At 56.3% G+C, this 26,271-nt stretch carries 21 protein-coding genes and 1 tRNA gene; 11 read left to right on the forward strand and 11 right to left on the reverse strand.

Annotation, left to right across the window (positions count from 1 at the left end; translation table 11 throughout):
- Positions 1 to 65: 65 nt before the first annotated feature.
- On the reverse strand, positions 66 to 1,736 hold the full coding sequence (gene ctaD, locus G6R15_RS11890) for a cytochrome c oxidase subunit I (protein WP_164660052.1): 1,671 nt from the start codon (positions 1,734 to 1,736) through the stop codon (positions 66 to 68).
- Positions 1,737 to 2,006: 270 nt separating this feature from the next.
- Here ctaD and G6R15_RS11895 point away from each other — a divergent pair, with 270 nt between their 5' ends.
- Positions 2,007 to 2,423 carry an HIT family protein gene (locus tag G6R15_RS11895; protein ID WP_164660053.1) on the forward strand — a complete coding sequence of 139 codons (417 nt, stop codon included), beginning with the start codon at positions 2,007 to 2,009 and terminating at the stop codon, positions 2,421 to 2,423.
- A 289-nt stretch (positions 2,424 to 2,712) separates the two neighbouring features.
- Complete coding sequence (locus G6R15_RS11900) at positions 2,713 to 4,488, forward strand: alpha/beta hydrolase (protein WP_164660054.1); 1,776 nt, start codon at positions 2,713 to 2,715, stop codon at positions 4,486 to 4,488.
- A gap of 84 nt (positions 4,489 to 4,572) precedes the next feature.
- Here G6R15_RS11900 and lipB read toward each other — a convergent pair whose 3' ends face one another.
- Together lipB and G6R15_RS11910 are read right to left on the reverse strand one after the other, a co-directional pair.
- Entirely contained in the window at positions 4,573 to 5,232 is a 660-nt protein-coding gene (gene lipB / locus G6R15_RS11905) for a lipoyl(octanoyl) transferase LipB (RefSeq protein ID WP_164660055.1), read from the reverse strand.
- Between the two features lie 42 nt (positions 5,233 to 5,274).
- The gene (locus tag G6R15_RS11910) at positions 5,275 to 5,934 is read right to left on the reverse strand and encodes a DsbA family oxidoreductase (protein ID WP_164660056.1); all 660 of its coding nucleotides are present in this window, start codon (positions 5,932 to 5,934) and stop codon (positions 5,275 to 5,277) included.
- 213 nt (positions 5,935 to 6,147) lie between these two features.
- Between G6R15_RS11910 and G6R15_RS11915 the strand changes: the two genes are divergently transcribed.
- Positions 6,148 to 6,234 (forward strand) — tRNA-Leu (locus G6R15_RS11915).
- Between the two features lie 68 nt (positions 6,235 to 6,302).
- Here G6R15_RS11915 and G6R15_RS23110 read toward each other — a convergent pair.
- The gene (locus G6R15_RS23110; RefSeq protein WP_373456011.1) at positions 6,303 to 6,521 is read right to left on the reverse strand and encodes a helix-turn-helix transcriptional regulator; all 219 of its coding nucleotides are present in this window, start codon (positions 6,519 to 6,521) and stop codon (positions 6,303 to 6,305) included.
- Between the two features lie 190 nt (positions 6,522 to 6,711).
- On the opposite strand from G6R15_RS23110, the gene G6R15_RS11925 reads away from it, so the two are divergent.
- Positions 6,712 to 8,301, forward strand: coding sequence for a sulfotransferase (locus G6R15_RS11925; protein ID WP_164660058.1), 1,590 nt, complete (start codon positions 6,712 to 6,714; stop codon positions 8,299 to 8,301).
- On the opposite strand, the gene G6R15_RS11930 is transcribed toward G6R15_RS11925, so the two are convergent.
- Complete coding sequence (locus G6R15_RS11930) at positions 8,298 to 9,635, reverse strand: S8 family serine peptidase (protein ID WP_164660059.1); 1,338 nt, start codon at positions 9,633 to 9,635, stop codon at positions 8,298 to 8,300. The two genes, G6R15_RS11925 and G6R15_RS11930, sit on opposite strands and share 4 nt — an antisense overlap.
- An 844-nt stretch (positions 9,636 to 10,479) precedes the next feature.
- On the opposite strand from G6R15_RS11930, the gene G6R15_RS11935 reads away from it, so the two are divergent.
- From G6R15_RS11935 to G6R15_RS11950, 4 genes are all read left to right on the forward strand, one after another.
- Positions 10,480 to 12,252: an ATP-binding cassette domain-containing protein gene (locus G6R15_RS11935; protein WP_205520511.1), complete on the forward strand. Its 1,773-nt coding sequence runs from the start codon at positions 10,480 to 10,482 to the stop codon at positions 12,250 to 12,252.
- Between the two features lie 6 nt (positions 12,253 to 12,258).
- Positions 12,259 to 13,602: an HlyD family type I secretion periplasmic adaptor subunit gene (locus tag G6R15_RS11940; protein WP_164660061.1), complete on the forward strand. Its 1,344-nt coding sequence runs from the start codon at positions 12,259 to 12,261 to the stop codon at positions 13,600 to 13,602.
- A 38-nt stretch (positions 13,603 to 13,640) separates the two neighbouring features.
- Positions 13,641 to 13,934 (forward strand): hypothetical protein, encoded by a 294-nt coding sequence (locus G6R15_RS11945; RefSeq protein WP_164660062.1) that lies wholly within the window; start codon positions 13,641 to 13,643, stop codon positions 13,932 to 13,934.
- 63 nt (positions 13,935 to 13,997) lie between these two features.
- On the forward strand, positions 13,998 to 16,721 hold the full coding sequence (locus tag G6R15_RS11950) for an RHS repeat domain-containing protein (RefSeq protein WP_164660063.1): 2,724 nt from the start codon (positions 13,998 to 14,000) through the stop codon (positions 16,719 to 16,721).
- Positions 16,722 to 16,846: 125 nt separating this feature from the next.
- Here the strand turns inward: G6R15_RS11950 and G6R15_RS11955 are convergent, their stop codons facing one another.
- The 4 genes from G6R15_RS11955 to G6R15_RS11970 form a co-directional block, all read right to left on the reverse strand.
- A complete protein-coding gene (locus tag G6R15_RS11955; protein WP_164660064.1) occupies positions 16,847 to 17,947 on the reverse strand; it encodes an alpha-hydroxy acid oxidase in 1,101 nt (366 codons plus the stop codon).
- Positions 17,947 to 18,501: a sulfopyruvate decarboxylase subunit beta gene (gene comE, locus G6R15_RS11960; RefSeq protein ID WP_164660065.1), complete on the reverse strand. Its 555-nt coding sequence runs from the start codon at positions 18,499 to 18,501 to the stop codon at positions 17,947 to 17,949. Before comE ends, G6R15_RS11955 begins: the two co-directional genes overlap by 1 nt.
- Positions 18,498 to 19,004 carry a sulfopyruvate decarboxylase subunit alpha gene (comD, locus tag G6R15_RS11965; protein WP_164660066.1) on the reverse strand — a complete coding sequence of 169 codons (507 nt, stop codon included), beginning with the start codon at positions 19,002 to 19,004 and terminating at the stop codon, positions 18,498 to 18,500. Before comD ends, comE begins: the two co-directional genes overlap by 4 nt.
- 130 nt (positions 19,005 to 19,134) lie before the next feature.
- Positions 19,135 to 20,742 carry a GMC family oxidoreductase gene (locus G6R15_RS11970; RefSeq protein WP_164660067.1) on the reverse strand — a complete coding sequence of 536 codons (1,608 nt, stop codon included), beginning with the start codon at positions 20,740 to 20,742 and terminating at the stop codon, positions 19,135 to 19,137.
- Between the two features lie 179 nt (positions 20,743 to 20,921).
- On the opposite strand from G6R15_RS11970, the gene G6R15_RS11975 reads away from it, so the two are divergent.
- From G6R15_RS11975 to G6R15_RS11985, 3 genes are all read left to right on the forward strand, one after another.
- Positions 20,922 to 21,872, forward strand: coding sequence for a formylglycine-generating enzyme family protein (locus G6R15_RS11975; protein WP_164660068.1), 951 nt, complete (start codon positions 20,922 to 20,924; stop codon positions 21,870 to 21,872).
- A gap of 442 nt (positions 21,873 to 22,314) precedes the next feature.
- Positions 22,315 to 23,718: a DUF4856 domain-containing protein gene (locus tag G6R15_RS11980; RefSeq protein WP_164660069.1), complete on the forward strand. Its 1,404-nt coding sequence runs from the start codon at positions 22,315 to 22,317 to the stop codon at positions 23,716 to 23,718.
- 60 nt (positions 23,719 to 23,778) lie between these two features.
- The gene (locus G6R15_RS11985; protein ID WP_164660070.1) at positions 23,779 to 24,753 is read left to right on the forward strand and encodes a sterol desaturase family protein; all 975 of its coding nucleotides are present in this window, start codon (positions 23,779 to 23,781) and stop codon (positions 24,751 to 24,753) included.
- Here the strand turns inward: G6R15_RS11985 and G6R15_RS11990 are convergent.
- Together G6R15_RS11990 and G6R15_RS11995 are read right to left on the reverse strand one after the other, a co-directional pair.
- Positions 24,750 to 25,478 (reverse strand): metallophosphoesterase family protein, encoded by a 729-nt coding sequence (locus G6R15_RS11990; protein ID WP_164660071.1) that lies wholly within the window; start codon positions 25,476 to 25,478, stop codon positions 24,750 to 24,752. The two genes, G6R15_RS11985 and G6R15_RS11990, sit on opposite strands and share 4 nt — an antisense overlap.
- 7 nt (positions 25,479 to 25,485) lie before the next feature.
- Positions 25,486 to 26,271, reverse strand: a complete 786-nt coding sequence (locus G6R15_RS11995; RefSeq protein WP_164660072.1) for an aldolase/citrate lyase family protein — start codon at positions 26,269 to 26,271, stop codon at positions 25,486 to 25,488.

Genomic DNA, 26,271 nt, shown 5'->3' on the forward strand with positions numbered 1-26,271 from the left:
GGGGATGTTTCATAAGAAAAAGCCCCGGGCGATGCCGGGGCTTCGTCGTTGTCTGTCTGGTGGGATCAGTGCGCGGGGCCTTTGTCCCAGTCTTCCTGCTTGGGCAGGATCTCAAACGTATGCTCTGGCGGAGGCGACGGCAGGGTCCACTCCAGCGTGTCGGCATATTCGTTCCAATAGTTGTTCTGAGTGATGCGTGCACCACGGAACAGCGCGTAGAACACGATACCAAAGAACAGCAGGAACGAAGCGAACGAGATGAACGCGCCATAGGACGAGATCTTGTTCCAGTACGCAAACGCTTCGGGGTAGTCGATGTAACGACGGGGCATGCCTTGACGACCCAAGAAGTGCTGCGGGAAGAAGGTCAGGTTTGCGCCGATGAAGAACATCCAGAAGTGGATCTTGCCCCAGAATTCAGAATACTGACGACCTGTCATCTTGCCAAAGTAAAAGTACATACCGGCAAAGATCGCAAACACCGCACCAAGCGACATCACGTAGTGGAAGTGAGCAACCACATAGTAGGTGTCATGATACGCACGGTCCACGCCAGCCTGGGACAGAACCACCCCAGTTACACCACCAACGGTGAACAGGAACAGAAAGCCAAAGGCAAACAGCATGGGCGTTTTGAACTCGATCGAGCCGCCCCACATGGTGGCGATCCAACTGAAGACCTTAACCCCTGTGGGCACCGCAATGACCATCGTGGCCAGCATAAAGTAGGCCTGCTGGTTTAGCGACATGCCAACGGTGTACATGTGGTGTGCCCAAACAACAAATCCCAGAGCACCAATCGCGATAATCGCCCAGACCATTGGCAGGTAGCCAAAGACCGGCTTGCGCGAGAAAGTCGCGATCACGTGTGAAATGATGCCAAAGCCCGGCAGGATCACGATGTAAACTTCGGGGTGACCAAAGAACCAAAGGATGTGCTGGTACAGGATCGGGTCACCGCCACCGGCCGGATCAAAGAACGCAAAGCCAAAGTTGCGGTCCATCAGCAACATGGTGATCGCGCCCGCCAGAACCGGCAGGGACAGCAGGATCAGCCACGAAGTGACAAAGATCGACCAAGAAAACAGCGGCACCTTGAACAGGGTCATGCCGGGTGCGCGCATGTTCAGGAAGGTGGTGATCATGTTGATCGCGCCCAGGATCGACGAAGCGCCAGACACGTGAACCGCAAAGATCGCCAGGTCCATAGACATGCCGCCCTCGGACGTCGACAGCGGCGGGTAGAGAACCCAACCAACGCCCGAGCCGAGCTGGTCATTGCCGCCGGGGGTGACCATCGAGGCAACACCCAGAGACGTACCAGCGACATAGAGCCAGAACGACAGGTTGTTCATCCGCGGGAACGCCATGTCCGGCGCACCGATCTGCAACGGCATGAAGTAGTTGCCAAAACCACCAAACAGCGCCGGAATGACGACGAAGAACATCATCAGGACGCCGTGATAGGTGATCATCACGTTCCACAGGTGACCGTTTGGCGTACAAACTTCGTCGCTTGCAAGGAAACGGGCGCCTTCGAGGCACATGTATTGAACGCCGGGCTCCATGAGCTCCAGTCGCATGTAGACGGTCAGTGTGACCGAGATCAGGCCTGCCAGGGCCGAGACGATCAGGTATAGAAGCCCGATGTCTTTATGGTTGGTCGACATGAACCAGCGGGTAAAGAAACCACGTTCGTCTTCATGCTCGTGACCATGAATGGCTGCGTCTGCCATTTAGGTGCCTCCTGTTGAAACTGCACGCGCAGCCGGACCTCTCCGTGCTTTGCGGATTCCAGCTGGTTTTAGAGTGCGGCGGGACCGCCTTCAATGGCGGAGTTTGATCTGGATCAAGATAAATGGCCGCACCCCTTTGAACAGAAGAGCCCAAAACGACCTGTTCCTGACTTCAGCAGGGCCCAGACGTGCGTCAGATTGGTTCGCGGGTTGACCTCGGATCGCCTGAAACGCATCAAACAGGTGCATTCGCAGCATTAGAGGTCACCGATGACATACGATCCCGACAATATTTTCGCCAAGATCCTGCGTGACGATATCCCGTCGAACCGGGTTTACGAAGACGATGACACTGTGGCGTTCATGGACATCATGCCGCGGGCCGATGGGCATCTGCTGGTGATCCCCAAGACGCCGTGCCGCAATGTGCTTGATGCGACGCCCGAGCAATTGGCGGCAGTTATCATGACGGTGCAAAAGCTGAGCCAGGCGGTCAAAACAGCCTTTGACGCGGATGGGGTGACCATTCAGCAGTTCAATGAGGCGGCAGGCGGTCAGGAAGTGTTTCACCTGCATTTTCATGTACTTCCTCGTCACCAGGGCGTTCCAGTGCGGGCACCGGGCACGATGGGAGATTTCGACGAGATCGCGCAGCATGCTGACAAGATCAGGTCAGCTCTGGCGTGACGTCTTCATCGCCAACTGGACAAGTACACTGCCTGGATTGAATTTCGAAAAAATTGCCGCCCCGAGATGGGATCCGGGGCGGCAGAACAAAAAAGAAAAAGACGCAAGTCGAAACAGAGTTCGCCTGCGTCAAACTTCTAAAATGTACCACTCACTCACAGAACGGCCTGCCCTTTATGACGTAGACGCGGATTCGCGACATGACCCAAATGGGTCAAAGATGCGTTTTGGTTAACAAATTTAGCTGGAATTGTTTACACACTCAATTAATTTAGGTGCAACAGGTCGAATGATCCGTCAGCAAGACGCAGGGGCAGGTTTGAAGCACGCAGGTGAGATTTCCCGCGATCAGGTTATCGCAGCCATTTATGAAACGGTGCTGCGCCCCGAGCTCTATGAGGCGTTCATGGAGGCTTGGGAGGAGCATATCACCAAAATTCTGAGCGAGCCGCAGGTTGCTTCGCGCCTTGACGGGCGTGACATCCAAGGCGGAATGGAGATTGATCCTGAGCTGAAGGCGCATTTTACTCGTGCGCATGACATCCTCAACCAGATAGGTCGTAAGGTGCCGCGCACTGCGCTGCAGGACCGGATTGCTGCGGCAGAGGGGGTTGCCATTTTGGCGATGCCTGACGGCAAAGTGGTGGCGCGCGGCAAAGGAGGCGGGTGGCTGCTGGATGATCTGGCGTCGCTTGATGCTCTAAGGGATCGGCTGACTGCGGGCTCGGTGACCATGCTCGATGAACTACGGCGTGTGGCACAAGGGAATGGCGCAGGCTCCGAGGCAGGCGTCCTGACCACGGATCTGACTCCTCGCCATCTAATCGCGCGGATCGTTGGTGATAATGGCAATACGCGCCTTTTGATCGAGGGGTTGGATTATCGCTGGACAGGCGAGGCTGAGCAGTTGCTTGTGACATCGTTCGGCTTGTCCCGGGCTGAGGTCGACGTGGTGCGTAACCTGATGGCCGGCCGTAGCCTGCGAGACATGGCCAAACTGTCCGGGCGATCTGAGCACACCGTGCGCAATCAGGCAAAATCGGTTCTGGCCAAAACTGGTGCTCCGGGACAGGTGGACCTGATCCGGTTGGTGGCTTTTCTGGTTGGCAACGAAGGGCCGACCTTTGCCAGCCATCCGGGCGTGGTAGAGCTGCACTCTGAACTGCGTTCGATGAATACGGGACTGCAAATGCAGTTGTTTCAATGTGGTGATCCCGACGGTCAGCCGGTGATCTATCTGCACGGTATGTTAGACGGAATGGCGCCGCTTTATCATCTGCAAACCCGTGGGCTGCTGCGCGGGTATCGCGTGATTGCGCCTGTGCGCCCCGGTTATGGCCAATCTGAAACGGTGAGCAGCCCTGAAGAAGCGCTGAACGCCGGGGTGGCCCATATCAATGAATTGATTGCCTGCCTAGGGTTGGAACAGCCTGTAATTCTGGGACACATGGCCGGAGTGCTGCACGGGCATGTCGCCTGTAACAATCTGCAGGGCCGGGTGACGGGCATGGTTGCCGTTGCGGGCGGTGGGCCAGTTTTACGGATGAAGCAAATCTCGAAAATGGCGCCACGTCAGCGTGTTATGGCTTACACCGCGCGTTTTGCGCCTGCTTTGTTGCCGTTTTTTGTGCGCGCTGGCATTGCTTTGGTCGACAGTGACGAGGTGCACAAGTTTATGGACACTTTGTACAAATCGGGCAGTCATGAACGCCAGGTGGTCGACCGACTGGATCTGGCCGAGCTCATGTATGCCGGATACCGGTTTGCGGCACAGGCGGGCGCAGCTGGGTTTACTTCGGATGGGCATCTAATGGTGCGAAACTGGTTGCCGATGATCCAAGACTCGACAACTCCAATTGTTCATCTGCACGGGGCGTTGGATCCGGTCATTCCCGCATGTTCCACTCAAATGTTTGTGGACGATCATGCCAATATGTCATTGCGTCTGTTCGACGACGCGGGGCAATTCCTGATCTATGAGAACCCCGAAGCAATTCTGGCCGCGATCGACGATCTGGCCGCACTGGATGATCAAAGCGCACCCGATCTTGCGTATCTCACCTGACGGTGGTGCGGCTTATTCTGTTTTGCCGGACGGTGGGTGGCTGCACCTTTCACCGCGGCCTCGTGTTTTGGATGCCAATCGACGTTAGAGCGCTGCTTGGCTGGAAAAAACCTGATCAAACGTCCGTCTGAGCGCGAGATCCACATCATCCATCGTCACGGGTAGCCCGAGGTCCACAAGTGATGTCACCCCATGTTCTGAAATGCCGCAAGGCACGATGCCACTGAAATGATCAAGGTCGGGTTCCACGTTGATCGAAATGCCATGAAAACTGACCCATTTGCGCAGGCGGATGCCAATCGCGGCAATTTTGTCTTCTGTCTTGGCACCCGTTGCCGTTAGCGGTTTATCATCCCGTTCGACCCAGACGCCCACGCGGCCCTCTCGGATTTCACCGCGCACGTTGAACTCTGCCAAGGCGGCAATCACCCAAGTTTCGAGTTGCTTGACGAACTTGCGCACATCACGTCCCCGTTTGCCCACGTCCAACATCACATAGACAACTCGCTGACCTGGCCCGTGATAGGTGTATTGCCCGCCACGTTTGCTGGTGTGTACCTCAAACCGGTCTGGGTCCGTTAGATCTTCGGGCTTGGCCGAGGTGCCTGCGGTATAAAGAGGGGGATGTTCAACCAACCAGATACATTCGTCCGCCGTGCCGACTGCGATCTGTGCGGCGCGGTTTTCCATGAACTCCACGGCCGTTTGATAGTCGACCAACCCGTCTGATGTGATCCATTCCATGGCGTGCTCTATAGGTGTCAATCCGAGGGAGGGGAAGGGGCGTCAGGCTGCCTCGGCCTCGCACCGTCGCAACAGTTGCTCATAGGTGTCCGCGCCCTGGGCCCCGGTCACCAGATACTTGCCGCCAAACACCATGGAGGGCACGCCGGAAACGCCGCGGCTGGTCCAAAAACTCTGCTTTTCACGCACGTCACTCTGACGTTCACCACTCTCGAGCACGCGTCGTGCCGTCATTTCGTCAAGGCCGATCGATTGGGCCACGTCGACCAGCACTTGCGTATCCGAGACGTCTCTACTTTGCGTGAAGTATGCTTCGAACAGTGCCATCTTGAGCGGGTGTTGCAGTTGTTGTTCCTCTGCCCAATCCAGCAGTTGGTGCGCCTTGAACGTGTTGACCATGCGGCTTTCGTCGCTGAAGTTGAAAGCGAACCCCAACTCTGCCCCCACAGAGGTCAGTTGGGCGCGGGCCTGTTGGCTTTGTTCGGCAGTGGAGCCATACTTCTCGGTAATATGCTCACGCAGGTTCTGCCCCTCAGGTGGCATATGGGGGTTCAGTTCGAATGGGTGCCACCTGAGGTTGGCCAGAAAGCCGGTACGGTTCAGCGCCTGATCAAGTTGCCGAAAGCCGACTATGCACCATGGGCACACGACATCCGAAACGATGTCGATCTGGATGATGGGGCGGGTAGCGTCTGAGGCCATGTCTTTTTCCTTGAATGAACTTGTGTCTAAGGTGCGTGACTGACGTGGAAATTCAAGGGATGCGTCGCCGCGGTCACAATCCATTGATCGGAAATGCAACGCCATTTCTTTGCTCGGGTGGGCAGTACGGCACCCTTGGAAATTTTCTGTGATTTTCCTCTTCACAACAGCAGCGCTTCACGTTAGACCCCGGCCACACCAAGCCTAGACAGTGCGGTCGTGGCGGAATTGGTAGACGCGCAGCGTTGAGGTCGCTGTGGGGTAACACCCGTGGAAGTTCGAGTCTTCTCGACCGCACCATTGTCAACACCCAAGGTGTTGAAATTAATTAATTATTGAGCTGACTGGCATCTCCAGCCCCGCATTTTTCATCCGGCATCATAAGAGTCTTCGATCCATCTTTGGACCTCAGACACCTTTAGAACGGACCTGCCTCCGGCCTTGTAGATTTTGATCTTACCCTTCTTCCTTTGCCGATAGATGGTGTGTCGGGAAACGCCAAACCACTTCGGTGCTTCTTTCAATGGGACGAAGATAGGCGACAACTCTGGATCAACTGACGCGGCCTCTCGGATACGGTCCCGCAATGTTCACCCACTGGTCTCTCTTTACGCGAAATGTTGACGGGAGTTGGGAATTTGCCGACAATGTCTCGGTGCGACATGTTCCTTTTGAATCAACATATGTTTTCGTTTCAATGCACCCCGCCGCCGGGTGCAGTCAGATTTTTTTGAGCACGATATTGCGTGCTCCCGCTCTAGATAAAGTGATGTTTTCATGAAACCTTCTCCGAACCGGAAACGCAGCCTTCAATCGAAGCAGAAACCTGCCAATGCGCCACCACGCGCCGATGTTGAACGGGTTCTGGGTCAACTGCGCGCGGGCGACACGGGCCAGGCACGTATCGGCGCAAAAAAGCTGGTCGCTGGGTTTCCCAACAGTCCCATTGCACAGGATGTCTATGGCATCGTGGCGCGTAAGATCGGTGATTTCGACGGGGCCCGGGTCGCGTTTAGCAAAGCCATGCGGATCGACCCACGATTTTTGCCGAGCGTGGTCAACATGGCCAACACTCTTGGAGAAGTGGGCGATCACGTCGAAGCGAGCAAGCTGTTCCGTAAGGCCCTGGAGATTGAGGGTGAAACAGCGCGGCTGCTGGTGGCGTACAGTAAGTCCTTGGATGCTGCCGGGCAGGTCGAACGGGCGCAGGAAATGGTGAAACGCGCGTTGGAACTTGAGCCCGATAACCTCGAGGCTGCGGCTTCGATGGGGCATTTTGCAACCTACAGCGGGGATCGTGATGCCGCGGCGGCGCGGTATGCCGAAATCCTGGAGCAGAACCCGAGACACGCCAACGTTCACCGCAACCTGACCAACGTAAAAAAGTACCAGCCCGGTGACCCCCACATAGGACAGATGCAAAAATTGATCGAAGACCCTTCGATCACACAGCAAGATCGGGTGCATTTGGCGTTTGCGATTGGCAAGGCGTTGGATGATGCCCAGGACTATGATCAGGCGTTCAAGTATTTCGAGCGGGGGAACCAAGGGTATTTCGAGCAGAAACCCTATGACCCAGACCATGAACGCAAGATGGGGGTGTTGCTGCGCTCGTCTTTTTCCACACCTCAACAACCGCTGAAAGTGAGCGAGACCGCTAACCCGCGCCCAATTTTTGTCGTCGCGCCGCCTCGGTCAGGGACGTCGATGATGGAGCAGATCCTGACCTGTTCGGATCAAGTTCATGCAGGGGGTGAATTGGGGTTTCTGGTGCAATCTGCGTTTGAGGCCCGCGCGCAGGTGCGACCGCCGGACATGGCCATGTTCCGCAATATTCGGCAAGGTTACCTGGGAAGGCTTGCAGATGCATCAGGTGGCAAGCCCATCGTGATCGACAAGCAATCGGCGAACAATTTCTGGGTCGGGCATATTCTATGTGCAATGCCCGAGGCACAGGTCATTCATCTACGTCGCGATCCCAGGGCGGTAGGCTGGTCGATCTATCGCCGTATCTTTGACAGCCCGCTGATGAGCTGGGCGTATGATTTGCCGACTTTGGGCAAATATCTGCGTGATTACGAGCAATTGATGCAATTCTGGAACCGTCGGTTTCCGGGCCGTGTGCACACGGTGAACTACGAAGCGCTGACCGAAGATCCAGAAGGTATCCTGCAGCCGTTGATCACAGGTTTGGGGCTGGAATGGGATGAGTCATTCCTGTCGTTCCATTCGGCAGGGCGTACGGTGCGTACAGCATCGGCCCTGCAAGTGCGTAAGCCGATTTATAAGGGCAGTTCCGAACAATGGCGCACCTACGAAGCGCATTTGGGCCCGATGATCGACGCGCTGGAATTACCCTGGGATTAATCCGACGGCGGTCTGGAGCGATCCAGAAGCGCTTGGAGGCCATCCAGGCTGATCGTGTTGATTCCGTCCCTGGTCTGGCCCAGTTCGCTAATTCCAGACAAAATGAGCTGCTTCAGGCCGGCCCCATCTGCGTCTGGCGCGGTCAGAGCAAGCTGCCCCGCCAAGGCAGCGACGCGGGGAGCAGCGAAGCTGGTGCCGGTCAGAAGTTTGGGCTTTCCGGAAAACGTCACGCCCGCCACCTCGATTGCGGGGACTGCGACTTCGACCACGTCAGCACCGGTGTTTGTGCGCCCCCACAAGGTGCCGTCGTTGTTGGCAGCCGCCACAACCAGATGGTTGTCCATCGTGTAGGCCATCGGGAACAGTGGCTGTTGTGTCAGATCCACCCCCTCGTTTCCGGCGGCCGAGATGAACAATATCTGGGGGTGTTTGGCAATGCTCGCCTGATATTCGGGCCAGGGGCGCGAGCGGCCAGTCGACATAAAAATGACCCGTACTCCTGAGGCCGATATTTGATCAATGACTTGGCCGATACGCTGGTTGCGTTTGTGGGGCGCGTATCGGAACGGGGCCAGGCAAATCGCGTCTGCTGCGTCGTTCAGAAAGACACTGGCAACTGAGGTGCCGTGGCTGATCGGCTCAAAGGCTGACACACGCGGGTCCAAATCCCCGTCCGGCACTCCAAAATCAAAAGGCCAAGGGTCATTCTCCCAAAAGTCGAATCCAACCAATTGACCGCTGTCATGTGCAGCAAGACGATCGGCGATCGCGGGTATCAAATAGTTCACCCCGTTGTCGATCAAAGCAACAGGTAGGCACCTGTGATTGTCGCGGATTGTTTTCGGCAGCTTCGGGTTCAGCGGTATGGGCCGCTCGCGATGTTCCAAAGCATCATTCAATCGAGCGAGACGTTGCGGGGCAGGTGCGGCGTCCGATTGCGCAGTTTCGACCCGTTCACCGCCGCGCAGGTGACACTTCGAATCTCTGACCAGTCGGATGATCGCGGCGCGGTGAGGGGGCTTGCCGTAGACGGCGGCAAAAAACAGCGGGGGTCGCTCAGGCGGGGCAAATTCGCTGACGCGCAACAGAAACCCATCCGGCGTTTCCCAGTCGCGCGAGCGCATGTGAGGTCGGTTTACCGCGCGTTCGTCAAAGGTTGCCAGTTGTCTCGCACCTTCAACAGGTGGGGTGTTCAGGCCAACCAAACAGATTTCTTCCGACGCTTCGAGGGCCAGGTCTTCAGCTGTATCTGCGCTAGCTGCCACTGCCCAAACAACGAGAACGCCTAAGAGGATGATCCAAAGAATGTGAAAGTATCGGGTCAATTGGGGCATAGCAATCTCATCAAAAATGGACCACCGGGTGGGTGGAGCCTGTGGCGGCGTCAATGCAGGCAGCATACAAAAACCAAACAGTTTACAAAACGCTTTCCTCAAAAGTCCCAATCGGGGCAGCCATCAATCGGGCATGGGTGCGGGGGGGCTTTTTCATGTGGTTGAACTTCGCCCACCGAGTCTAGCGTTCACTCTACTCATGGGGGAATGGTGGAGAGTTTGGAAGTCGCAGGGTTGAAGATTGGCAGTGACCAGCCTCCAGTGTTGAAAAAAATCGGCCTGAGAGATATAAATGCTATCATAATATTAACCTGGTTGAGCCGGGGAACGTGTTTTCAGTCTGGGCCGCTGTGTATTTTAAGGTGGCAGTTTTGACAGTTTATGAGCGGCGTGAAGTTTGACGGCAATCCGCGAAGAAAGTGTCAAATGTGACAAATAGGAAGTTTAATGTCTTAATGGACAATTAAAAGGGAGGGTCGGTTCTGAGCAACGATTTTTATGTGCCCAAAATGACAATTGATAGCGCTGCGCGAGATCGGAGAATTGCTATTGGGTCAGGCTTGGCGTGCTGCCGGAATTATTTTGATGAAGAAATTTATTGTGAAGTGCAATTGACGTGACGAATAATATCAAACGAAAACCCCAAAGCGAAGCTCCACAAAAAACAGATCGTGCAGGATTGTTTGGTGGAAAAGATTATCTGGCTGTGACAGCCGTTGTATGCTTTTCGCTTCTGTACAATGTTCTGCTCCTGACATCGCCCATTTACATTTTGCAGCTGTATCAGAGGGTCATGAACAGCCAAAGTCTGGAGACTCTTGTTACATTGACCAGTGTGGCATTGGTGGCAATTCTGTTTGCAGTAATGCTAGGGGTCGTGCGGGCTGTTTTGCTGCAGCGACTGGGCAACAAAGTCTATTTGCGCCTTGGCGAAAAGGTAATCCTGAAGTCACTGGGACCGGCGATGACGATGCCCTCGAGAATGGCACCGTTGGAAGATGTCAACACGGTCCGACAGTTCATCGGCAGCCGCGAATTGCTGAACATGATGGACCTTCCATTCACGGCCCTTTTTCTGTTCGTTTTGTTCCTGATTCACCCAGTCTTGGGATATTTGGGCCTGGTGATGTGCGGGATCATGATGGTGCTTGCTCTCTTCACGTCTTACTTCTTTGCCAAGCGCCAGATGATTGCGGCCAAAGAGCTTAAGAAATCCGAAAGCGATCATTCCCGCTTTGCGTCGGAAGGGGGGCTGGTAAATGCCCTGAGCATGACAGATCAAGTCGGGCGCAAATGGCTGGCCGGACAGCTTGAATATGTCACGGACATGCGCAAGGCCGGTAGGGGTCGCAACATCGTTGATGGTCTGTCTCAGGCCACGCGTCTGTCTGCGCAGATCGTGGGTATGGGCGCGGCGGCGATGCTGGCCCTGTCAGGAGAGCTGAACCCCGGCATGATCCTGGCGACATCAATTTTGCTGACCCGCGCCATGTCTCCGATTGATGGCACCATCGTTGGCCACGTCAAATACAAAGCCGCCCGCGAAGCCTATCGCCGGGTTTCGGTTATGCTGTCACGCCCTGACCGCGAGACCATGTATGACAGTCCCCCTGAAAGCGGGGCACTGCAACTGACTGGCCTTGTTTACATGCCTCAGGGAGGGGTGCGTAAACAGCCGGTAGTGCGCGGCGTGAACATGACGATCGCCTCGGGCGAGTTGGTTGCGATCAACGGTCCCAGTGGGGCCGGGAAAACCATCTTGGCACAGTTGATCATAGGATCCTTGGACCCGACGGCCGGGTCTGTTCAACTGGATGGAGCCGAGCTTAGAAATTACCCCCGTAAACAATTGTTGGGCATGGTGGGCTACCTGCCTCAGACCTCTGATGCGTTGCCGGGCACGGTGGCCGAGAATATATCGATGTTCCAGCAAGATGGCTCTGACGCGGTGTGGGAGGCCATTCGCGCGGTCGAAATGGAGGCCGAAATCGGTGCAATGCCGGCCGGTGTCGACACACCGATGGGTCATGTCCGCGATCACCTTGCACCCGGCCTGTATCGGCGTCTGCTGGTGGCCCGTGCCATCTACGGGTCTCCCAAGCTGGTGGTTCTGGACGAACCGGACATGTATCTGGATCAGGCTGGAGCCAAGATCCTGTCCGATGTAGTCGCCAAGCTGAAAAAAGATGGCTGTACCGTGGTTCTCATTTCGCCGCGCGGCCCCTTGGCGCAACAAGCCGGCACCCGCTATGGCATGAACAATGGCATGGTAGAGCCACTGGGGGGCGAGGGCGGTTCAGGTCAGCGTCCTCCGCAGGCACCGCCGCAGCAGCCCCCTGCAGGCCACCAGCCCAATTCGATGCAACCCTCGCGTGGCAGACCACCTGCGGGCGGCCCCGCCGGGTCAGCGCAAGGGGGTGGGCCAAGGCCTGGGGCAAAGCCTGTCAATACGCTGCCTCCGCCAACCGCGAAGCCGGCGCCCACACAGTCAAACCCGCAATCAGCACCGGCACACGGAAATGGAAAGGCACAGGCACCAAAAAGCAAGGCGGCCCCCCCAAAGCGTATGCAGGGCCCAAATACCGGCGGGAAACTCCGTCTGATCAAGGAGGATTGATCCGTCATGACCAAAAAAACCGGACCCTCCGATTCGACTGACGACATCAGAAAGAGCCTCGAAAAGAATACAGATCTCAGCCCGACGTTACGCTTTGGAACTCTTGTTCTGATCTTGATCCTGATGTCGGCTGGCTTTGCCGCCGCCTACCTGAAATTCGATGGTGCAGCGGTTGCCGCGGGTAACATGATGGCTCGCGGCCAAAACCAAATTGTGCAGCACCTCGAAGGGGGGATCGTCTCTGAAATCTTTGTGGACGAAGGCGAAGAGATCAAAGCGGGCGATGTTATCATCCGCATGGACACGACACAGGCCACATCGGATCTGCGTACCTACATTGCCGAAATGAACAGCACTGCGGCACGCCTAGCCGCGTTTCATGCCGAGCGCGAGGGCGAGATTAAGATCACATATCCAGCTTGGCTGATAGACATCGCCAAGCGCGATGAAGAAGTGGCTGCCCTGATGCAAGATCAGGATCGGGAATTTCAAGCACGGCTCGAAGCTTCGGCTGCACAGGCCGGAACTCTGCGCAGCAAGATTGAAGCCGCCAAGGCCGAAGTCGAAGGCTATAAAGTGCAACTGGTGTCCTACAAACAACAAAAAGCGCTGACGACGGCGGAATTGGCTGATGTCGAAACGCTCTACGGCAAGCAGCTTGTCGGAGCGTCCAGAGTGTATGACGTTCGTGGTCAAATGGCCGAATTGGATGGCCGCGTGGGCCAGGTCGCTTCAAAGATTGGCGAGATTGAACAGCGTATTCTGGGCTTCCAGCAAGAGATCTACGCTCTAGAAAAGGACCGGGTTGAATTGGCCGCAGAGCAGGTCGTCACGTTTCGCCTGGATATGCTGAAACTTGCCGCCGCGATCGAAGAAACGCGTGACGTCATTCGCCGCAGCACCGTGCGCTCACCAGTCGATGCCGTGGTCGTGCGCCGCGCTGTGAATACCATCGGGGGCGTTCTGGGCAGCGGAGGTGAAGTAGTTGAATTGCTGCCTCAACCTGCTGATCTGGTGGCTGAAGTTAAGGTTTTGGCCGGCGACATCGACCGGGTTTACATGGGCCAGGAGGCGCTTGTTCGCCTTAGTGCTCTGGACATCCCATTTGCCCCGCTTCTGGATGGAAAAGTCGAATATATCGCGGCTGACCGGGATGTGGATGAAACAACTGGTCTGGAATTCTATCCTGTCAGAATTTCCAATATTCAAGTGCCTGATGATATTGGAGATAATCGACTTTATTCCGGAATGCAGGTGGAGGCATTTATAAAAACAGGGGAGCGTACATTCGCGCAGTACGTTTTTGAGCCGCTAAAGAGGAGTTTTGAAAGGAGCTTGCGCGAACGTTAACTTTTTTGATAACATCAAAATGAGAGGTTAAATCTCGAATGGAAGACAATACGAAGAAACCCGACTACGTCTCCGACTACACTGTACGCGAAACTTTCGGCGATACAGTGGTGTCACTGGTCTACGACGGTGCGAATTTCCGAATGGAAGTTGGGGTTTCTCGAATGGATCAAACCGGACAAGGCGGCAATACAATGCACCCCGTGGCGCGGGTTGTCATGCCTATGCCTTGTGCAAATGATCTTCGAAATAAACTCAATGGCCTGTTCGAACAACTGGAACAGCAAGGCGTTTTAAAGAGAGGAAATCAAGAAGGAGCAAAACTTCAGTAACTTTAATCTAGCTGCCGCTTAGCCTTAATTTTTCCAGGGTTTTGCGGCATTTAGGGGGAAACAATGTCTACGACATATTTTTATTATTGGTATGATCCTACCACAAATGACTACTTCTATGGCTACACGTACGACTCTGACGGATCTCAGGGTCTGTATAGCGGATACCAGTACTACACCACGACTGAAAATGGTGACTCCGCGTACTACTATGTCTACTCCAGCTCGAGCGGAAACGTGTACGGCCTGGGCGAGGATGTAACCTACAACTATCTCTACTATGATGGCGAAACGGGTCAGGCTGACTACGATCCTTATTATGCGTCGAACTACGGCTATTCGCTGGGTTCGGGTATGGTCGGCTCGTATGACTACGTCGACTTTGACGATGGTGACTATACCGACGGTCTGTTTGGCAGCTACGGCTACTACGAAGCTGACGACGATGGCGCAGACGCGACATACTGGTACTACTGGTATGACAGCTCGGGGTCTGGCGACTTCTACTACGGCTATACCTACGACAGCGACGGCTCTCAGGGTCTGTCGGTTGGTGATTACTACTACTACACCACCGAAAACGGCGACTCGGCGTTCTACTACGTCTATTCGGCGGCGTCGGGGAACTACTACGGCCAGTACGAAGACTATGCCGCGGCCAGCTACTACTATGACGGTGAGACCGGTCAGTACGACTATGACCCGTATTACACGTACAACTATGGCTATTCGCTGGGCACAGGCATGTTGGGCGCGTATGACTACGTCGACTTTGACGACGGGGATTACACCGACGGTCAGTTCGGCAGCTACGGCTACTACGAGGCCGATGACGAGGCTTCTGGCGCGACATACTGGTACTACTGGTATGACAGCTCGGGGTCTGGCGACTACTACTTCGGCTATACCTACGACAGCGACGGCTCTCAGGGTCTGACGGCTGGTGACTACTACTACTACACCACCGAAAACGGCGACTCGGCGTACTACTACGTCTATTCGGCGGCGTCGGGGAACTACTACGGCCAGTACGAAGACTATGCCGCGGTTAGCTACTACTATGACGGTGAGACCGGTCAGTACGACTATGACCCGTATTACACGTACAACTATGGCTATTCGCTGGGCACAGGCATGTTGGGCGCGTATGACTACGTCGACTTTGACGACGGGGATTACACCGACGGTCTGTTCGGCAGCTACGGCTACTATGAAGCTGACGACGAGTACTCCGGCGCGACATACTGGTACTACTGGTATGACAGCTCGGGGTCTGGCGACTTCTACTACGGCTATACCTACGACAGCGACGGCTCTCAGGGTCTGTCGGTTGGTGACTACTACTACTACACCACCGAAAACGGCGACTCGGCGTACTACTACGTCTATTCGGCGGCGTCGGGGAACTACTACGGCCAGTACGAAGACTATGCCGCGGCCAGCTACTACTATGACGGTGAGACCGGTCAGTACGACTATGACCCGTATTACACGTACAACTATGGCTATTCGCTGGGCACAGGCATGTTGGGCGCGTATGACTACGTCGACTTTGACGACGGGGATTACACCGACGGTCAGTTCGGCAGCTACGGCTACTACGAGGCCGATGACGAGGCTTCTGGCGCGACATACTGGTACTACTGGTATGACAGCTCGGGGTCTGGCGACTWCTACTWCGGCTATACCTACGACAGCGACGGCTCTCAGGGTCTGWCGKCTGGTGASTACTACTACTACACCACCGAAAACGGCGACTCGGCGTACTACTACGTCTATTCGGCGRCGTCGGGGAACTACTACGGCCAGTACGAAGACTATGCCTACGTCAGCTACTACTATGACGGTGAGACCGGTCAGTACGACTATGACCCGTATTACWCGTACAACTATGGCTATGCCCTGGGCACAGGCATGWTKGGCGCGTATGACTACGTCGACTTTGACGACGGGGATTACACCGACGGTCAGTTCGGCAGCTACGGCTACTAYGAGGCCGATGACGAGGCTTCTGGCGCGACATACTGGTACTACTGGTATGACAGCTCGGGGTCTGGCGACTTCTACTACGGCTATACCTACGACAGCGACGGCTCTCAGGGTCTGTCGTCTGGTGGTACCTACTACTACACCACCGAAAACGGCGACTCGGCGTACTACTACGTCTATTCGGCGRCGTCGGGGAACTACTACGGCCAGTACGAAGACTATGCCTACGTCAGCTACTACTATGACGGTGAGACCGGTCAGTACGACTATGACCCGTATTACTCGTACAACTATGGCTATGCCCTGGGCACAGGCATGATTGGCGCGTATGACTACGTCGACTTTGACGACGGGGATTACACCGACGGTCAGTTCGGCAGCTACGGCTACTACGAGGCCGATGACGAGGCGTCCGGCGCGACATACTACTACTACTGGTATGACACCGGAACCGGAGACTTCTACTACGGTTACACGTACGATGATGACGGCTCTCAGGGGCTTACTTCCGGTGACTACTACTACTACACCACCGAAAACGGCGACTCTGGTTATTACTACGTCTACTCGTACTCCACGGGTGACTATTATGGCCTGGGTGATGACGTCGCGTACAACTACTACTACTACGACGGTGAAACCGGTCAGGTAGACTATGATCCATATTATGCGTCGAACTACGGCTATTCGCTGGGTTCAGGTATGGTCGGATCGTATGACTACGTCGACTTTGACGATGGTAGCTATACCGACGGTCTGTTCGGCAGCTACGGTTACTACGAAGCTGACGACACCTGATAGTTGGTGAATGCGCTGCGATGGCTGTTTAAGCCGTCGCGGACGCCAAGAGAAAGAAACCACCGCGAAGGAGACTTCGCGGTGGTTTCATTTTGGCCATATGGGGTGTCAAAGAAGAGCGGTTTTCAGTCGCGGATGTCAGTTAGTTCCGTCAGCCCGGTTTGTGCCATGGCGATGTCCAATTCACTGCTGATAACATCCCAAAGTTGGTGCAAACCAGATTCACCACCCGCGGCGATGGAAAATTGCAGACTACGCCCGATAAAGGTGAAATCGGCGCCAACCGACAGCGCCTTTAGCACATCTTCGCCAGAGCGTACGCCGGAATCATAAAACAGCGGATACTCGGTCCCAAGTTCCGCCCGGATGCGCGCCAGCATGCTGATGGGGGCAGGGGACGCTTCGAGCTGTCGAGCGCCGTGGCTGGACACTTGGATGGCGTCCACACCGGCCGCAACCAGTTGCCGGGCATCGTCTACGTCAAGCACGCCCTTGACCACCAGTTTACCAGGCCAGGCCTCGCGCAAGCGGGCAAGCGTGTCCCATGTCGCGCGGGCGCGGCTTTCGGTCCGGTCGAATTCGAACCCGGGCATGTCAAAGTTCGCCATCGTCGGGCGACCTTTGAACAACGTCGTCAGTGACCAGCGTGGGTGCAGGGCAAAGTCCACGAATTGCCGGGGGCCAATCCGAAAGGGCATGGTGAAGCCATGACGCAGTTCGCGCGGGCGGCGGCCCACTTCAGGAACATCCACAGTCAGAACCAAGGTTTCATAGCCTGCTGATTTTGCCCGTTCCACGAGTTTGAAGGTGCCGCTGCCGTCGCCACTGAAATAGAGTTGAAACCAGGCGTGGCCTTCGGCGGTTTCGATGATCTGTTCCATCGGGGTTGAGGCGACCGTCGAAACCCCGTGCGGAACTTTGTAGCGTGCGGCGAGGCGGGCCAACATCAGGTCCGCGCCCGGGGCGGAAAGGTTGCACATTCCCATGGGTGCGATGCCAAAGGGGCGCTCGGTTGGCGCCCCAAATACATTTGTGTTCAGTGATCTTTGGCCGACGTCCCGCAGGATGCGGGGTCGCAGCGTGATCGCGTCCAGCGCCGCGCGGTTTCGCGCGGCTCCTGTTTCCTGTCCGGCTGCGCCGTCGATATAGTCAAAGACCATCCAAGGTAGGCGCTGTTTGGCCAGGCGTCTTGCGTCCTTGGCCGAATGGATCGCGGATGCACTCATCAGCTGGCAACAGCCTTCATGAACCTGTCCCTGATGACGACGGGGTCCATTGTGATGACGGGCATCTTGGCGTTACCGCTTTCGCATTTGCTGACGATCACGGTCATCTGGCCGCTGTCCAACGCCGCTTGCAGGGCGGCTCCGGTGTCTTCGGCCTTGCATTCGACCACATTCTCGCAGCCCGCCGCGCGCGCCATCGCCGTCAGCGAGGTTTTCATCCCCGCATAGGTCGGTTGATCCCCGGTCGAGCCATAGGACCCGTTGTCGATGATCAGCAGCACATAGTTGTCCGCCACGTTGTTGGCGATCGTCGGCAAGGTCCCGAGGTTGGTCAGGATCGAGCCGTCGCCATCAATCACCACCACCGGTTTTGGTTGCGCCAAGGCCAGCCCCAGCCCAATCGACGAGGCAAGCCCCATCGTACCCAGCATGTAAAAGTTGCTGGGCTGGTCGTCGATGGCATGCAGTTCCTGGCTGGGGATACCGATGTTGCAGACCACAAGTTGCTCGCGCAGGATAGGCGCGATCTCTTTAAGAATTTCTGAACGGATCATTGGTCGCCATAGCCTCCCCAGAAATTGGCGTCGGTCAGGATCGCCACGGGTTTGTTGCACATGAAGGTGTATTTCAGGATGTTGTCCAGCTCTTCGACATCTTTTTGCCAATGAAAATGGTAGGTTGGGATGTTGAGCTGCGCCAGAAGCGCCTTGGTATGAACGGCCATTTCAACCTGGCAGGCGACCGGTTCACGCAGCTCTCCGCGGTAGGAAATCAGCATCGGCAGGGGCATGCGATAGTACTGCGTCAGCGTGGCCAGCGTGTTGATGGTGACGCCGATGGCAGTGTTTTGCATGATGATGGCGGGGCGTTTTCCGCCCATCCAGGCCCCGGCGCACAGGCCCATGCCTTCGTCTTCCTTGTTCGAGGGCACATGATGGATCTCGGGCCGCGCGTCGATTTCCTCGATCACCCCGGCCAGTTGTTTGCAGGGAACGGTCGTCACGAACTCGATCCCGTTCGATATCAGATCATCCGTGATCCGGGCGTCAATACTCATGGGCGGCTTCCATATTTGTGTGGGTTGCCTATCCATTTCTCAAGCTGACATTAAAAGCAAAGCAAATATTCTTGGGGCTTAGTAAAGAAGAACTTTAGAAAGATCCGACTTACGATCGGTCGTGTACCGCCTATTTTCTGATCAGATCTGCGGCTTTTTCCGCGATCATCACGACCGGAGACGCTGTATTGCCGGATGTTATTCTTGGCATGATCGAGGCATCGACAACACGAAGGCCGTCCAGACCGCGCAGTTTCAGTTCGGGATCGACGACGGACTTCGGGTCAGGCCCCATGCGGCAGGTGCCGACCGGATGAAAGATTGTGGTAGCAATATTCCCGATCTCTTTCAGCAAGGCGGCGTCGTCGGCAAGTGCCGGGCCAGGCAGGATCTCGGTTGGATTGTACGGTTCCAGCGCCTTTGCGGTCATGATCATGCGGGCTTGCTGGACCGACTTGACCGCGATCATCTTATCTTTCTCGCTCGATAGGTAATTCAACCGGATGTCCGGATGCGTGTCACGATCCATTGTCGTGACATGGCTGGACCCAACACTTTCGGGACGCAGGTTGCAGACCGAGACAGTGATGGCTGGAAAGGGATGCAAAGGATCGCCCAGCTTGTCGGTCGACAGCGGTTGTACGTGATATTCCAGATCAGGCGTTGCCATCAAGGGATCGGATTTCGTAAAAATGCCGAATTGGCTGGGCGCCATCGACATCGGGCCGGATTGCTTCAACCCGTATTCCAGAGCAATCTTGGCCTTGCCCCACAGGCTGTTTGCCATCGTGTTCAGGGTCTTGGCGTTTTCAACTTTGAACACGGTGCGGATCTGCAGATGATCTTGCAGGTTTTCGCCCACTTCAAGGCTGGAGTGAAGTGTCTCGATCCCCAATCCCGAGAGGACGTCGGGATTGCCGATGCCCGAAAGTTCCAGGATTTTGGGCGAGTTGATGGCTCCGGCTGCCAATAGAACCTCGGCACGGGCCATCGCATCCAGAGTTCGCCCCTTGTGGCGGAACCGGACGCCGCGCACAGTCTTGCCATCGAGGATTAGATGGTCGGTGTGGGCCTCAGTAATCACCCGCAGGTTCGGGCGTTTCATTGCGGGCCGTAGGAACCCCTTGGCCGTGTTCCAGCGCACGCCGTTCTTTTGGTTGACCTCAAAAAATCCGGATCCTTCGTTGTTGCCATCGTTGAAATCGGCGCGTGGCTGAATTCCGAACTCCTTGGCCCCCTCTTGCACGGCGCGCAGAATTTCCCATTCCAGCCTCTGTTTACCCACCTTCCAGGCTCCGCCTGAACCATGCATCTCACTGTCGCCGGCATGGTGATCCTCGGACTTGAGGAAATAGGGCAGCACATCATCCCAGCCCCAACCGGGATTGCCCATCTGCCGCCAGCCGTCATAGTCCGCCGCCTGACCACGCATGTAGATCATGCCGTTGACCGAGGTGCAGCCACCCAGAACCTTGCCGCGCGGATAGACCAGTGATCGCCCGTTCAAGCCCGGTTCGGTTGCTGTTTTCATCATCCAATCGGTGCGCGGATTTCCGATGCAGTAGAGATACCCAACCGGTATATGCACCCAGTGATAGTTGTCGGACTTCCCCGCCTCAAGCAGCAGAACTTTCGTGCCGGGATCTTCGCTGAGGCGGTTGGCCAGCACACAACCCGCTGTTCCGGCGCCCACGATGACATAGTCGTATTCGCCGTCCAGCACATTGTGTTCTGTCATTTGCCCTGCCCGTTTGAATTGGAGTTGTCATGACAAGTATCATCGTGACCTTTCGGTTTCGCAACAAGTTCCGCCGTGAACGCCACGCGTCATTCTGTCCAAGCCTTGGTTGCTGTTGCAACATGGGATCACACGGAAACGGACTGGACCGTGGCGGTCTGCACCAATAATGGTGTGGAATGACCCAAGAGACTCCAAAGACGGGGTGTTGTCCGCCCGCAACTGAACCGCGACAGGCTCCGAAATCTCAAACGCGCCCGGTTAAAGGCCAACTCCGTGTCGAAGATGCGGTGTCGATCCCCGGCGGAACAGCTCTGGTTGGAACCGACATGCCGATCATCCGTGATGATGGCGAAGACCCGCTGCGCAGGGCCAAGGTCAAAACGTTCCGTATGGCAACCACAGCTGTGACAAACGCGCAATTCCAAGCCTTTGTAGAGGCCACGGGATACGTGACCGAAGCCGAGCGCATCGGCTGGTCATTTGTCTTCTGGTCGCAACTGCCCGATGGAGTTGGTCCGAAACAGGCGGTGCCCGGTGCAGAATGGTGGCGTCGCGAGGATGGTGCCAACTGGCGCGATATCAACGGGCCAGGCACGCAAAATGACGCCTGGTTCCCGGATCATCCGGTTGTGCAGGTGTCGTGGAACGATGCGCAGGCCTATGCCGCTTGGGTTGGTGGACGGCTCCCGAGTGAGGCTGAATGGGAACACGCCGCGCGCGGTGGCTTGGGCGAGGTGATGTTCCCCTGGGGCGATCAAGAGCCCAATGACACCGATTTCATGCCCTGCAACATCTGGCAGGGGCAGTTCCCAAAGACCAATACCGGGGCGGACGGTTACCTTGCCACCGCGCCCGCGCGCAGTTTTGAGTCAAACGGTTATGGCCTTTACAACGTGGTGGGGAATGTCTGGGAATGGACATCCGAGCCGTTTCGCATCAGGTCGCTGAAGAAGCACGTCCGGCAACGGTTGGCGGGGATGAAAGGCTTTAAGCTGTCCAAGGGAGGATCATACTTGTGCCACCGATCCTATTGCTACCGATACCGGGTGGCTGCTCGGTCTGGGACCTCTTCCGACAGTGCCACAACCCATCACGGATTCCGTATCGCCTGGCCGGAAACTAAGTGATTGTCACCAGGCCAGACGTACTAACTCAGGGCCTCCAACTCCCTTGACCCCTCGTTGCCAGAACAACCGCTCGCGTTTGTTCTGGGCGTGTGCTGTCGCCTATCTCGCGCGTGATTGCTCAATGAAATTATGGTGCAAGCGCGGCCTTTTTAACGGTGGACACGCCTGCGGCGTGCACAATGGTGGCAAAGGCAATGGGGTCTTCACGGTCGCGCAGAGATTGAGCGCTTGGCGGGCTTCCTCGGGCCGTGCAGCATCCCAGGACATTGCAACACCTTTGGCTGCATTACAAATTCCCGAAATCACAAGGCGATCGGCCGCCAAATCGCATTGAATTTCTACAGAATGTAAATTTCCGCTTGACAGAAGGGGTAAAAATTTAGTGTTTCACTCGGGAATAATTACTTGAGCAAATCACTCAAGGATAGACAAAGGATAGTAAATGCCCCGCACGTCTTTGAAACTGACAACTGCACTTGTTGCGTCGACCTTTTTCGCCAGTGCTACAAATGCTGCTGAAACTTATGGTCCCTTTCCGGTTACCGTGAAGGGCTATGAAGGCAACAAAACCAACTCGGTTTCCTATTCGGGTCAGATCGCCCGCCACGTACTGCACGACAGCCTGAAGAAGCTGGCAAGCAAAGGGGACGGCGGTGGAAATGCGGTCGAGATCGAAGCGGCTTTGCTGTTGTACTTCAACGGTGCCGAGGGCGATTTGGATATCCTCGCCCCGACGAGCAAAGGCGATTTCACGATCAAGCAAAACACTCTGAACGAGATTTCCGAGGGCAAGAACATCTCGGGCAAGTTCTATGACGGTGCGATGCCTGCATGGCCCGGTGATCTGACTGGCCGCGAAGTTCTGGCCCACATGATCAAGCACGCATCGCAGTCCGAGGGCGGCTATGATGCGGCGAACGGTTATGATTGGGGTCAGCTGATTTCCAAGTTCACCATGGGGGCGATGGCCTACAATCAGGCGGTCGACAACTACCTGGACGAAAAGCTGGAAGCCGATACCAAACCAAACGGCAAACCCTATAAGGACGGTGCTGCCTATACTGGCAAAGAGCACGTCTGGGACGAGGCGTTCGGCTATTTCGGCGCCGCGGCTCATAGCCTGAGCCTGAGTGCCGAAGACAACTACAACATCGCCAAAATGAAAGATCTGACTGTTGCAGACGCCAATGGTGATGGCGTGGTTGACCTGAAGACCGAATACGTCTTTGGTCCTGCCTATTATGCAGCCGGTGCCGACAAGACGGGCAAGACCACCTACATGATCGACATCATGACCGCCTTCATCGAAGGTCGTAAACTGATCACCTCGGCGCAGGGCGAAAGCCTGACCGACGAACAGCGCGCTCAGCTGAAATCCTATGCTGCGACCATCGAAGAGAACTGGGAAAAGGTTCTGGCCGAAGCCGCGTTCAAATACGCCGGTTCGGTCTACAAGGACATCACCAAGATCGGCGAAGCCGCAGATGACGAGACCCGCGCCAAGGCATACCGCGCCTACGTCAAGCATTGGGGTGAGCTGAAAGGCTTTGCCATGGCGTTGCAGAGCGGCAAGAACAACCTGGGCCGCACCGCTGTGCACCTGAACCGCTTGATCGGGTATGGCCCAGTGACCCTGGACGAAACCATCGTTTCTGGCATCGACGCAGACGGCAACTTTGTGCGTGACCGCAAGCTGTCGTGGAGCAGCTACCAGCTGAACATGCTGCGCGTGCAAGAGCAGCTGCTAAACGCCTTTGGCATCGAGGCCCGCGCCAACGACGCGACGGCCGAGCTGGCCGGTCTGGTTGAAAGCCTGAACACCGATGGCGGCGCAGAAACCGACTGATACTGATCACGGGGTGGTCCGCATTTATCGGGCCACCCCTTCAACACGACAAGGCCCGGTTTGGAATATCTAGAACAAATAACCGCGATATTCTCGGACTTCATCAATCCCAAGAAGCGGGTTTTTGTTGGCTATCTCGTCTTGTCTGTGCTGATCGCACTGGTGTTTCTGGTGGCGATGCGCAAATCCTCGACCAGGGGCGCGTTTGGCGCGATCTTTGACCGCAAGATCCTATTTTCGCGCTCATCCATCGCCGATTACAAGATCTTTGTGATCAACCAGGTAATCACGATGCTGGTGTCGCCGCTGCTGCTGACACAGATCGCCATCGCCACGGCAGTGTTTTTCTTTCTTCATCGGTTCGAGTTCGTGACGTCCGGTCAGTTCGAGCAGGCGAATGCAGCCGTTGTGGTTGGCCTGTTTTCGGTCACCCTCTTTGTAGTCGATGACCTGTCCAAGTACATGCTTCACCGTTGGATGCATCGTTTCCCGATCTTGTGGAGCATCCACAAGGTTCACCATTCCGCAACAACCATGACCCCGATCACGGTCTACCGTGTTCATCCGCTCGAGGCGGTGCTTTACGCTTCACGCGGGACCTTGGCGCAGGGTCCGGTGGTCGCGGTGTTTCTGTTTCTCTTTGGATCAACGGTGTCGCTGGCCACTGTGGTTGGCGTGAACGTATTGGTATTCGCCTTCCACGTGACCGGGTCCAACCTGCGCCATTCGCATATCCAGATCGGCTATTGGCGGTGGTTGGAGCGTCTTCTGATCTCACCCGCGCAGCATCAGATTCACCATTCGGTGGCCGAACAGCATCATGACCGAAATTTTGGCGCTGCCTTGGCAATCTGGGACTGGATGTTCGGCACGCTGCATCTGTCCGAGAAACAAGAGCTTCAGTTCGGCCTGGGCGGCAAGCAAGGGGCCGAGAGCGATCTGAAAGTGCTCTACCTTCAGCCGTTTCTGGACATTACCCGGATCGCGCGCCGGATCGTGACGCGCCCGTTTCAGCGCCTGCGCTCGGACGTCTAGGGCATTAGCGGCCTGCGCCCGTCCTCTTCCAAAACCCAGCACACTGTTCCCTCAAACACAGCCGCAGTCAGAGCGTGACCATAGGCGGCGCCGGTGTCCAGGTTGACCCGATTGCCGTGATGTTCGGGGGCATCCACATGAGAATGGCCGTGCACCACCAGCCAGGAATGGGGGGTCTTGTCGTTGAGAAACTCATCCCGGATCCAGATCAAGTCTTCTGGGTCTTGATCTTCCAGCGCCACGCCGGGCTGGACGCCTGCATGCACGAACAGCACCCCGTTTTCCAGATGGTGGCGCTTCAGTCCGGTCAAAAAGTCGATGTGTGCCTGCGGAACAGCCGCTTTGGCGCGCGCATGCACCTTGTAGACACGGTCACCGTCGGCCACGTCGACGCCGTAAGACCGCAATGTCTCGATCCCGCCGATCCGGGGGTGCAACCAGTGATAGCCAACCAGAAAGCGGGCATCGCTGCGGGGGTAATCCTCTAGAAACATCGCGCCGATCTGGTCATGATTGCCGCGCAGGCAGACCCAGTTGCGGCCTTCTGCCTGTCCTTGGATCAACAACTCCAGCACCGCGCGGCTGTCGGGGCCACGGTCGGTGTAGTCCCCCAGAAAGACAATCCTCGCATCGCGTCCGCCGTCTGCCTCGATTCGGGTCAGCGCCGCGTGCAACATGTCAATTTGGCCGTGAATGTCGCCGATGGCGTAAATGGGGTCTGGCATGGGGCTTTCAGCTGTTGTCTGGGTGCAGCAGGTTCCGACCGGCTTTGGCCGAGGCGCGCATGGATTTGGCAAACAAGGTTACGTCGATGTCGGTTGCCACAAATGTCGCGCCAAGGTCCAGACACTTGCGCTGCATTACCGGGTCCAGTGTCAAGATGCCTGCCGCCTTGCCAGCGGCGACGATCCGGTGGGCTGCGCCCAGCACCGCATCGACAACGTCTGGATGGCCTGCCTGGCCGATGTGCCCCATGTCCGCTGCAAGGTCCGAGGGGCCGATGAACACGCCATCCACATCTGTTGCCAGAATGTCGTCGAGTGCGGCCAGCCCGGCACGGTTTTCGACCTGCACCAGCAGACAGATCTGTTGATCCGCTGTCGTCAGGTAATCCGGAATTGCGGCAAAGCGCGAGGCGCGCGCTAGGGCCGAACCAACGCCGCGCACGCCACGCGGCGGGTAGCGCACGGCCCGGACAAGTTCCCTCGCTTGATCGCCGCTTTCCACCATGGGCACCAGCAGCGTTTGCACACCTGCGTCCAGGTATTGCTTGATCATCCAGTTCTCATCAACGGGCAGACGCGCAACCGGGTGGCTGCCTGAACTTTCGATCACGCGCACCTGTTCCAGGATCGATCTCAGATCGTTGGGTGCATGTTCGCCATCCACCAGGAGCCAGTCGAACCCGGCGGTGGCGGCAATCTCGGCGGCATAGGCATTGGCCATCCCAACCCAGCATCCGATTTGGGGCTGGCCATTGGCCAGAGCGGTCTTGAAGCCGTTATGAGGTGCAGGCAT

Source organism: Tropicibacter sp. Alg240-R139 (assembly GCF_900537075.1).
Classification (GTDB): Bacteria; Pseudomonadota; Alphaproteobacteria; order Rhodobacterales; family Rhodobacteraceae; genus Falsiruegeria.

Bases quoted from the DNA above. Each gene is read 5' to 3' on its own strand.
- ctaD (WP_164660052.1), bottom strand. From the start codon at position 1,736: ATGGCAGACGCAGCCATTCATGGTCACGAGCATGAAGACGAACGTGGT.
- G6R15_RS11895 (WP_164660053.1), top strand. From the start codon at position 2,007: ATGACATACGATCCCGACAATATTTTCGCCAAGATCCTGCGTGACGAT.
- G6R15_RS11900 (WP_164660054.1), top strand. From the start codon at position 2,713: ATGATCCGTCAGCAAGACGCAGGGGCAGGTTTGAAGCACGCAGGTGAG.
- lipB (WP_164660055.1), bottom strand. From the start codon at position 5,232: ATGGAATGGATCACATCAGACGGGTTGGTCGACTATCAAACGGCCGTG.
- G6R15_RS11910 (WP_164660056.1), bottom strand. From the start codon at position 5,934: ATGGCCTCAGACGCTACCCGCCCCATCATCCAGATCGACATCGTTTCG.
- G6R15_RS11925 (WP_164660058.1), top strand. From the start codon at position 6,712: ATGAAACCTTCTCCGAACCGGAAACGCAGCCTTCAATCGAAGCAGAAA.
- G6R15_RS11930 (WP_164660059.1), bottom strand. From the start codon at position 9,635: ATGCCCCAATTGACCCGATACTTTCACATTCTTTGGATCATCCTCTTA.
- G6R15_RS11940 (WP_164660061.1), top strand. From the start codon at position 12,259: ATGACCAAAAAAACCGGACCCTCCGATTCGACTGACGACATCAGAAAG.
- G6R15_RS11945 (WP_164660062.1), top strand. From the start codon at position 13,641: ATGGAAGACAATACGAAGAAACCCGACTACGTCTCCGACTACACTGTA.
- G6R15_RS11955 (WP_164660064.1), bottom strand. From the start codon at position 17,947: ATGAGTGCATCCGCGATCCATTCGGCCAAGGACGCAAGACGCCTGGCC.
- comE (WP_164660065.1), bottom strand. From the start codon at position 18,501: ATGATCCGTTCAGAAATTCTTAAAGAGATCGCGCCTATCCTGCGCGAG.
- comD (WP_164660066.1), bottom strand. From the start codon at position 19,004: ATGAGTATTGACGCCCGGATCACGGATGATCTGATATCGAACGGGATC.
- G6R15_RS11970 (WP_164660067.1), bottom strand. From the start codon at position 20,742: ATGACAGAACACAATGTGCTGGACGGCGAATACGACTATGTCATCGTG.
- G6R15_RS11975 (WP_164660068.1), top strand. From the start codon at position 20,922: ATGACCCAAGAGACTCCAAAGACGGGGTGTTGTCCGCCCGCAACTGAA.
- G6R15_RS11980 (WP_164660069.1), top strand. From the start codon at position 22,315: ATGCCCCGCACGTCTTTGAAACTGACAACTGCACTTGTTGCGTCGACC.
- G6R15_RS11990 (WP_164660071.1), bottom strand. From the start codon at position 25,478: ATGCCAGACCCCATTTACGCCATCGGCGACATTCACGGCCAAATTGAC.
- G6R15_RS11995 (WP_164660072.1), bottom strand. From the start codon at position 26,271: ATGCCTGCACCTCATAACGGCTTCAAGACCGCTCTGGCCAATGGCCAG.